Genomic DNA, 2,951 nt, shown 5'->3' with positions numbered 1-2,951 from the left:
GGCTGTCGGTGGTGCAGGCGGCGATGCCGACCGCGGCGAGGGTGGTCAGTGCGGCGAGGGCGATGCGGCGGAGGGTGCGCATGGTAGTGGTCTCCTGGGTGTGGTGGTGGGTGACGGGCCCCGGGCAGCGGTGGGGCTGCCCGGGGTGGTGGTCACCACCACCACTCGTCGAGCTCGTTGGTGTCGGGTCGGGTGCGGCCGCGCTGCACGTCGGCGTTCTGGTTGCGGCGGTCGGCCCAGCGGTCGGCGTAGCGGGCGAGCAGGGCGACGGTGAGGGCGATGCCGATCCAGGCGGCCCAGGCGGCGGTCACTGGCCGCACTTCCGGTTCCAGCAGGGCCAGGGGCCGCCGCATCCGGGGCACTGGCCGGTCACTCGGCCACCTCGGTGGCGAGGAGTGGCCGGCAGCGCCACTCGACCTGCTCGACCTGCTCGGTGACCTCGACGGTGGGCACGGCGGCCAACGCCTCGGGGTCGGGGACGGTCTTGGTGACGGTCTCGACGCCGGTGACGACGCGCTCGCAAACCTCGTCGCGGCCGGCGTACACGTCGAGGTTGATCTGGCCCCAGGCGATGGCGACACCGGAGTTGCTGCCGCGAATCCACTTTTCGACGGTGGCGCCGTGGCGGAGGCCGGTGCGGGCGAACGCGGCGATGATGGCGCGGGGGTCGTCTTCGCCGCTGACGGGCACGAGGATGTTCTTGGGGATGTAGCGCATGTGCGCGGCGAGGTCGGGGTTGGCGTCGATGAGGTCGGCGAGGGCGCGGTAGCCGGCGGCGAGGTCGGTGGCCAGCGCGGCGGGGTCGAAGGTCATGGTCAGTGCCCCCGGTTGATGCGGCGGGAGCGGCGGGCGACGCGGTTGCGGGCCCTGCGGTTGGTCTTGGTGGCGTGGTTGACGGTGCCGGCGTAGACGTGGCGGTCCCGCAGGCCGAGGGCGGCGAGGATCGACAGGCCGTAGGTGGACTGCTGGTGGTTCGGGCGCGGGGGGCTGGCGGGCTGGTAGTGGCCGTCGGCGACGCGCTGCTGGAACTTGCCGAGGCTGATCTCGGGCTCGGCGGCCAGCTGGTCGGCGGGCTGCTCGACCTCGTCGGTGTCGGGCAGGCCGGCGAACGGGTCGGAGTCCATCGGGTGCGCCAGGCGCGGGTGGGCCTCGTGGCCGTGGTCCGCGGCGAGGTCGATGTGCCGGAAGCCGCACGCCGACCCGGTGGACACGATCGGCTGGGCGCAGACGACGCACGTCCGGCGGTCGCCGGTCTGCCAGTCGCGGTACTCGACGCACACGTCCCAGTCGCAGGCGTTGTAGCTGGTGATGGGCTGGAACGAGCGGTCGAGGGCGTCGGTGTGGTTGGTGGTGTGCCAGTCGGGCGAGCCGACGGTGGCGGTGCCGCTGGCCGGGCGGCTGGTGTTCGTGGTGGTGGTCAAGGTGGTCTCCCTGGTCGGTGGTTCTGGTGTGAGACTCATGATACGCACATGCGACGCATGAGCGCAACACGTCAGGCATGAGAAAACGAACCAGCACCCAACGCAGCCTGTTTCCGCAGGTCATGCACCCGATCGCCCCGCAGCGGCACCCCACCCAGGCGCGTACACGGCCGCCCAACCTGCGCCCGACACGGCCCCCACGGACACGGCACCGACCGCACCAGACGCCGCTCCTGCGCCTCGCTGTCCGCCACATCCACCGCCGTCCCCGGGTCCATGCCGGCCGCGATCGCACGCCGCCTGGCCAGCACGGCCACCACCCGGTCGACACCCGCGGTGATCCGCTCCAGGTCGCCGTGGGGCGCGCGCATCGGGACGTACCCCGTACGCCGTACGGAGTCGCTCATCGGGTGGCCTCGATCAGGTGTGTCGGGCCGGTGGCGAGGAACGTGGCTGCTCGGGGGTCGCCGAGGTTGGGTAGCGGCTGGCCGTTGGCCCAGAGGTCGAGTGCTGTGCGTTGGGCGTCGGTGATGGCCTGCTGGAACCAGGCGACGGGGTCGACGCCGCGGGGGGCGATGGGGTTGGCGTTGAGGATGGCGCGGCGGACGCGGTCGCGGATGCCGTTGATGGCGTCGGTGATGTGTGCGGGCCGGATGCGGGGTTTGTCGGCGCCGGCCCTGTGGTGCTCGATGGCGGCGCGGCGGGCGCGGGCGAAGGTCCAGGCTTCGACGTCGGCGATCGCGTGCCAGGCTTCGACGTCGGCTTCGCCGACGGTGCGCTGGTCGTAGGTGGCGATGAGGGCGAGCAGGACGGCGGTTTCCTTGCGGGTCATGGTCATGGGGTTCCTCCGGTGATCTGGCGGGGGGTGTCGCGGGGGTCGTTGTCGTAGCGGGCTGCGAGGGCCATGGCTGCGGCGAATCGGGCGTCGGTTGTGGACGGTCGGTTGTCGGGCTGGAGTCGGGCGGGTGGTCGTGGCGGGTCGTCGTTCCAGCGTTCGCCGTTGAGCCACGTGGTGGGGTGGGGGATGAACCGGGTGTCGGTGCCGGCGTCGGCCCAGAGGGTTGCCCAGCGCTGGGCGTGGGCGGTCAGGTCGTCGGCGGTCGCGAGTCGCTTGTGGACGATGCGGTTGAAGGCTTGTTCGGCGGTTTTCTTGCCGACCTTGCGCGGGTAGGCGGTCCAGAAGTGTTCGAACTCGCCGCGGAGCGGCGAGTGTGTTTTGGCAGTTCCTGGTAGTTCATATGGCTGTTCATTGGCTGTTACGCGGGTGCTGACCTGCGGTTGTGACGGTGTTGACGGCGTCACGTGCGTTGAGGTTGGACGCACGTGACGCTCTAGTACGGCGTCACGTGCGTCCAGGTTGGGCGTCACGTTTCCGTTTGTGACGCTCAGGTTGGGCGTCACGTGACGCTCTACTTCGGCGTCACGGGGGGTGGCCGTCTTGAGTCGTTCGCGGTATCGGCGGGCGCGTTCGGCGTGCTTCTGTCGGGCGGTCGCGAGCCGGTCTTGGGCCTCGGTGCGTTCCTCGGCGGC

6 protein-coding genes are annotated in these 2,951 nt (G+C 71.2%); all 6 read right to left on the bottom strand.

Annotated features, from left to right (window positions below; genetic code table 11):
* Window positions 1-152 precede the first annotated feature (152 nt).
* On the bottom strand, window positions 153-353 hold the full coding sequence (locus ACYVIP_RS44840) for a hypothetical protein (RefSeq protein WP_460407364.1): 201 nt from the start codon (window positions 351-353) through the stop codon (window positions 153-155).
* Window positions 354-369: 16 nt separating this feature from the next.
* Window positions 370-813 carry a hypothetical protein gene (locus ACYVIP_RS44835; RefSeq protein ID WP_460407363.1) on the bottom strand — a complete coding sequence of 148 codons (444 nt, stop codon included), beginning with the start codon at window positions 811-813 and terminating at the stop codon, window positions 370-372.
* A gap of 2 nt (window positions 814-815) precedes the next feature.
* Entirely contained in the window at window positions 816-1,421 is a 606-nt protein-coding gene (locus ACYVIP_RS44830; protein WP_460407361.1) for a hypothetical protein, read from the bottom strand.
* Between the two features lie 71 nt (window positions 1,422-1,492).
* Window positions 1,493-1,828, bottom strand: coding sequence for a zinc finger domain-containing protein (locus tag ACYVIP_RS44825; RefSeq protein WP_460407360.1), 336 nt, complete (start codon window positions 1,826-1,828; stop codon window positions 1,493-1,495).
* Window positions 1,825-2,253 (bottom strand): hypothetical protein, encoded by a 429-nt coding sequence (locus tag ACYVIP_RS44820; RefSeq protein ID WP_460407359.1) that lies wholly within the window; start codon window positions 2,251-2,253, stop codon window positions 1,825-1,827. The genes ACYVIP_RS44825 and ACYVIP_RS44820 overlap by 4 nt, the downstream gene beginning before the upstream one ends.
* A 2-nt stretch (window positions 2,254-2,255) precedes the next feature.
* The coding region (locus ACYVIP_RS44815) for a hypothetical protein (RefSeq protein ID WP_460407357.1) at window positions 2,256-2,951 on the bottom strand (696 nt) is incomplete at its 5' end.

The sequence above is a fragment of the Actinophytocola sediminis genome (assembly GCF_054779715.1).
The sequence above is the reverse complement of the archived record's forward strand: the minus strand, read 5'-3'. Positions and strand labels throughout refer to the sequence as shown.